The 4,363-nt window shown below is 72.9% G+C and carries 4 protein-coding genes; 2 read left to right on the top strand and 2 right to left on the bottom strand.

Annotation, left to right across the window (positions count from 1 at the left end; all coding sequences use genetic code 11):
- The coding region (locus HUV01_RS12745) for an oligosaccharide flippase family protein (RefSeq protein ID WP_174298607.1) at positions 1-1,043 on the top strand (1,043 nt) is incomplete at its 5' end.
- Here the strand turns inward: HUV01_RS12745 and HUV01_RS12740 are convergent.
- A complete protein-coding gene (locus HUV01_RS12740) occupies positions 1,030-1,725 on the bottom strand; it encodes a hypothetical protein (RefSeq protein ID WP_174298606.1) in 696 nt (231 codons plus the stop codon). The two genes, HUV01_RS12745 and HUV01_RS12740, sit on opposite strands and share 14 nt — an antisense overlap.
- Positions 1,726-1,794: 69 nt before the next feature.
- Complete coding sequence (locus tag HUV01_RS12735; RefSeq protein WP_174298605.1) at positions 1,795-2,886, bottom strand: acyltransferase family protein; 1,092 nt, start codon at positions 2,884-2,886, stop codon at positions 1,795-1,797.
- Positions 2,887-3,133: 247 nt separating this feature from the next.
- Between HUV01_RS12735 and HUV01_RS12730 the strand changes: the two genes are divergently transcribed.
- A complete protein-coding gene (locus HUV01_RS12730; RefSeq protein ID WP_174298604.1) occupies positions 3,134-4,252 on the top strand; it encodes a glycosyltransferase in 1,119 nt (372 codons plus the stop codon).
- The last annotated feature ends 111 nt before the right edge of the window (positions 4,253-4,363 follow it).

The following is a 4,363-nucleotide window of genomic DNA, read 5'->3' as shown; positions in this document are numbered from 1 at the left end:
TCTTGCGGTACGCGCGCATCGCCCGGATCGAGGCGCTGGCGATCGCGCTGTCCGCCGGCGCCGGGCTCGCCGCCGCGTGGCAGGGCGCGGGCGTCTGGTCGCTCGTGCTGTACAACCTGCTCGCACAGGGGATGCGCCTCGTCGCCTTCTGGTGGAACGTCCGCCGCGAGCTTCGCCCCAACCTCCGCGTCGGCCGGCTCGGTCCGCTGCTGTCGTTCGGCGGCTGGGTCCTTGCCAGCAACGTCCTGAACTTCGTGGCGCGCAACAGCGACAACCTGCTGATCGGTGCCTCGCTCGGCTCGGCGGCGGTCGGGGTGTACGGCCTTGCCTATCAGTTCATGCTGGCGCCGCTGATGGCGATCACCTGGCCGACCAGCGCGATCCTGCTCGCGACGCTGCGCGACGAGGATCCGCACGGCCCCCGCGCTCAGGCGATGGTGACAGGCGTGCTGTCGGCCACCGCGCTCGTGGTCGTGCCGCCGATGCTGTTCCTGACGTTCGGCCTCACCTTTCCCGTCCACGCGCTGCTGTCGGACCGGTGGGCGGCGGTCCCGGGGATCGTCGCCTGGCTGGCGCCGGCGGGCGCGCTCCAGGCGATCTCGTCGTACAGCGGCGCGTTGCTGATGGTCGCGGGACGCGCGCGGGCGCAGTTCGCGCTGACGGTCGTCAACATGGCGGCCCTGGTCGCGACCTTCGTCGTGTCGCTGCCGTTCGGCCTCATGGCGCTGGTGCGCGCCTATACCGGGGTCAGCACGCTGCTGAGCGTCGCCTTGCTGGCGACCATCGTCGCGTTGACCGGCCTCCGGCTGCGGCGGCTAGCGTCGGCGCTGGCGCCGGCGGTGCTGGCGGGCGGGGTCGGCGTGCTGGCGGTCCGCTTCACCACCGGCGCCCACCCGGCGGACTGGACCGGCTGGGCGGGGGCGACGGCGGTCTACGCCGCCGCCGTGCTAGGATGCTATGCGGCATCGCACCTGCACGTCCGCCGCACGCTCGCCGTGCTGATGGCCCGCACGGCGCAGGCGTCCCCCGTCACAGGAAGGTAGCGGGCAGGAAGCGGCCGGTGGCGAACACCGCCTGCGTCTTGGCGGCGCGGACGACGCCGACCGCATAGTCGATCCTGTCCGCCTGAAGCCGCGCGTGGATCGCGGCCACCGTGTCCTGCTCGCCGTCGCGTTCGGCGTCGTCGAGCACCAGCGCGAACCCGTCCGGCCGGTCGTCGAGCATCGAGAGGACGCCGCCGCGCGAATGGCGCGGCGTGCCGCGCGGCCCGTCGCAGACGATCACATCGAAGCGGCGCCCGGCGCCGGCGGCGGCCCAGTCATAGGTCATCACCGACCGCCCGTTGACCCGCGCGGGGCGAAGCGGCGTCACCAGCACGTCATGGGCCACCTGCGCACCGATGCGCGCGCCCCATTCGGGATCCTCCTCCAGCGTCACCACCTCGCCGACCAGCCCGCGTCGGTGCAGGGCGTCCCACAGCAGCGTGCTCTGTCCGGCGCCGACGTCGAGCACCGCCCGTGGCCGGAACTCCGCGCCGATGCGCAGGATCAGGTACAACAGGCCGTGGTTGGCGGCGGCGCCGGTCGGGAAGAACCGGTCCTCCTCGCCCAGCCGCGCGAGCTCGCGCAGGAACAGGTCGCGATAGATGACCTCCAGGGCGGGCTCTGGCGCGAAGGTCCACGGCCGCCCGGTCAGGCGGCGCACCTGCCGGCGAAGATTGCGCACCGATGGTCTCCTGATCGGTTAAGAGGACGGGTCGGTCACAAGGGCGGGTCGGTCACGAGTATGGATCGGTCATGAGGACGGGTCGGTCGCGAGTATGGGAAAGGCGGCCGGCGGCCGCGGGGTCAGCAGCCGGGCCAGCGCCGCCGTCATCGGACGCTCGACCCGGCGATACCCGACCAGCGCCAGGCCGATCGCGACCGCGACCGTCCCGCCGACCAGCAGCGGGCCGGGCGCGCCGCGCACCGCCGGCAGTTTCTGGGCGAGCTTCTCCATCGCGATCAGCGCGAAGGGATGGAGCAGGTACAAGGAGTAGGAGGCGTCGCCGATCCGGGTGAACAACGCCCCGGCCCTGGGCATCGCCGGTTCGGGGCCGAGCACGGCGGCGGCCAGCGCCATCGCCATCGGGACGCCCGCCAGGAACACCCGCGGCCAGGCGTTCGCGACCGTGGTGCCGAGCGGTCCGTCGAAGACATGGCCCGGATCGGCGATCAGTATCGTCACGCCTAGCACGATCGCCAGCACGCGCAGCGGCCGGGGCAGGACGACCCCGCGCGCCACGAGCGCGCCGACGCCCAGGCCCAGCCCGAAGTCGATCATGATGGGCCGGGTCCAGAACCACGCCGCGGACGGACCGGGGATGGCGGCGCCGACGCCGACGAGCGCCGCCAGCATCAGGCCGAGCGCGAGGAGCGCGCGGCGTCTGGGCAGGACGATGACGAGCGCGAGCAGCGCGTAGAAGAACACCTCGTAGTTCAGCGTCCAGCCTAGGTCGAAGACCGGGAACAGCCGGCCGTCGCCCCAGGCCGGCGCGGGCAAGAAGGCGAAGGAGGCGAGGATCGCACCCGGCGAGGGGAAGCGGTCGCCGCCCTTCAGCGTGGCGAGGCCGAGTAGCGCCAGGAACGCGACCGTCACCAGCCAGTACAGCGGCACGATGCGGATCAGCCGCCGCCGCAGGAAGTCCCGCCGCGCGCCCGCCCGGCCGAACAGCCGGCCCGACGCATGGACCATGATGAAGCCCGAAATCACGAAGAACAGGTCGACGCTGGCCCCCCACGGGATCAGCATCGATCGATGGAAGTGCCCGCCGGCGGCGGCCTTCACGCCCGCGACCGCGCTCTGGCCGTGCCCGATCACCACCATCAGCGCGGCGACGCCCCGCATCACCTGCACGGTCCACAATGTCCCGGCGGGCGATGGGATACCGGCAGACGACGGGGTTCTGGCAGACGATGGGGTCCGGGCAGGCGACGGGCGGGCTCCTCCTGCGGGGCGTGCCTCCGGGCTGGCGCTGCCGTCGTCGTGCATGAGCCGTTCGACCACGGGCGCCGTCCTGCCGTTGCGTCAAATGACGCGGCCGGCGCGCGCGTCGGTGCCTAGAGGACCGGCAGCAACCCGCAACGGGGACACGATGAGAGTTCTCCACGTCACCGAGTCCGCGCAGGGCGGGGTGGGTACGTATCTTGCCGAGATCCTGCCCAGCCAGGAACGCCGCTATGGCGCGAGCAACGTCCGCGCGCTCGTGCCCCGGCAGCACGCGGCGCACTTGAGCGGCGTCGATCGGCACATGCTGGCGACGTGGGACCGGCAGGACCGATCGGCGCTTGGCCTCCTGCGCCTGACCGCGGCGATCCGACGCGAGATCGCGGCCTTCGCGCCGACGGTGGTCCACGCGCATTCGAGCATCGCCGGTGGCGTGGTCCGCCTGATGCACGGCGGCAGGCGGCCGTTCCGGATCGTCTATTGTCCCCACGGCTGGGCGTTCGACCGCCGCTCGTCGGCGATGAAGCGGCGGCTCGTCGAACGGATCGAGCGCCGCCTGGCGTCCGCGGCGGACGCGATCGTCGTGATCTCGGACCACGAACGGCGCGAGGGGACGCGGATCGGCATCGAGCCCGCGCGGCTCGCGCTCGTCCTCAACGGCATCGCGGACCTGCCCCCCGCCCACTCCGCGCGCTGGGACGACGAACGGATCAAGATGCTGTTCGTCGGCCGGATGGACGAGCAGAAGGGGTTCGACACCCTGCTCGACGCCGTTGAGCCGCTTCGGGACCGCGTGGCGCTCCGCGTCGTCGGCAAGGCCGTCGCCGGGCCGGCCATGCTGAGCCGGACGGTGCGCGAACAGGTCGAGTATCTCGGCTGGCGATCCCTCGCGGAGGTCGCGACCGAGATCGCGGCGGCCGACGTGGTCGTGATCCCCTCCCGCTGGGAAGGGTTCGGGCTGGTCGCGCTGGAGGCGATGCGCGGTCATTGCGCCGTGGTCGCGTCGGACGTCGGCGGCCTGCGCGAGATCGTGGTCGAGGGCGTCACGGGGCATCTGGTCCCGCCGGACAGCCCGGAGCGGCTGATGAGGGTGCTGGCGCTGCACGATCGGGGGGGGTGGCAGGCGATGGGCCGGGCCGGACGGACCCGGTACGAGGCGACGTTCACCGCGCGCCGCATGAACGACGAGCTCGCGGCGCTGTACGACGGGCTGGTCCCGTCGCCGGCGCACGGCCGCGTCGGGCTGGGCGATCCCGTCCATGCTTAGCGGCCAGGCGGTCATCGTATCGGACTATATCGGCGGCGAGGGCGCGAGCAGCGGCGGCGCGGGCCACGCCGCGCTCGACAGCTACCGCGCGCTGCGGGACGGGGGCGCGCG

It is taken from the genome of Sphingomonas bacterium, from assembly GCF_903643035.1.
Classification (GTDB): Bacteria; Pseudomonadota; Alphaproteobacteria; order Sphingomonadales; family Sphingomonadaceae; genus Sphingomonas.
The sequence above is the reverse complement of the archived record's forward strand: the minus strand, read 5'-3'. Positions and strand labels throughout refer to the sequence as shown.

Excerpts from the sequence above, each read along its gene's own strand:
- HUV01_RS12735 (WP_174298605.1), bottom strand. The coding sequence starts at position 2,886 with ATGCGGGGCGTCGCCGCGCTGATGGTGGTGATCGGGCACGGCCAGAGC.
- HUV01_RS12730 (WP_174298604.1), top strand. The coding sequence starts at position 3,134 with ATGAGAGTTCTCCACGTCACCGAGTCCGCGCAGGGCGGGGTGGGTACG.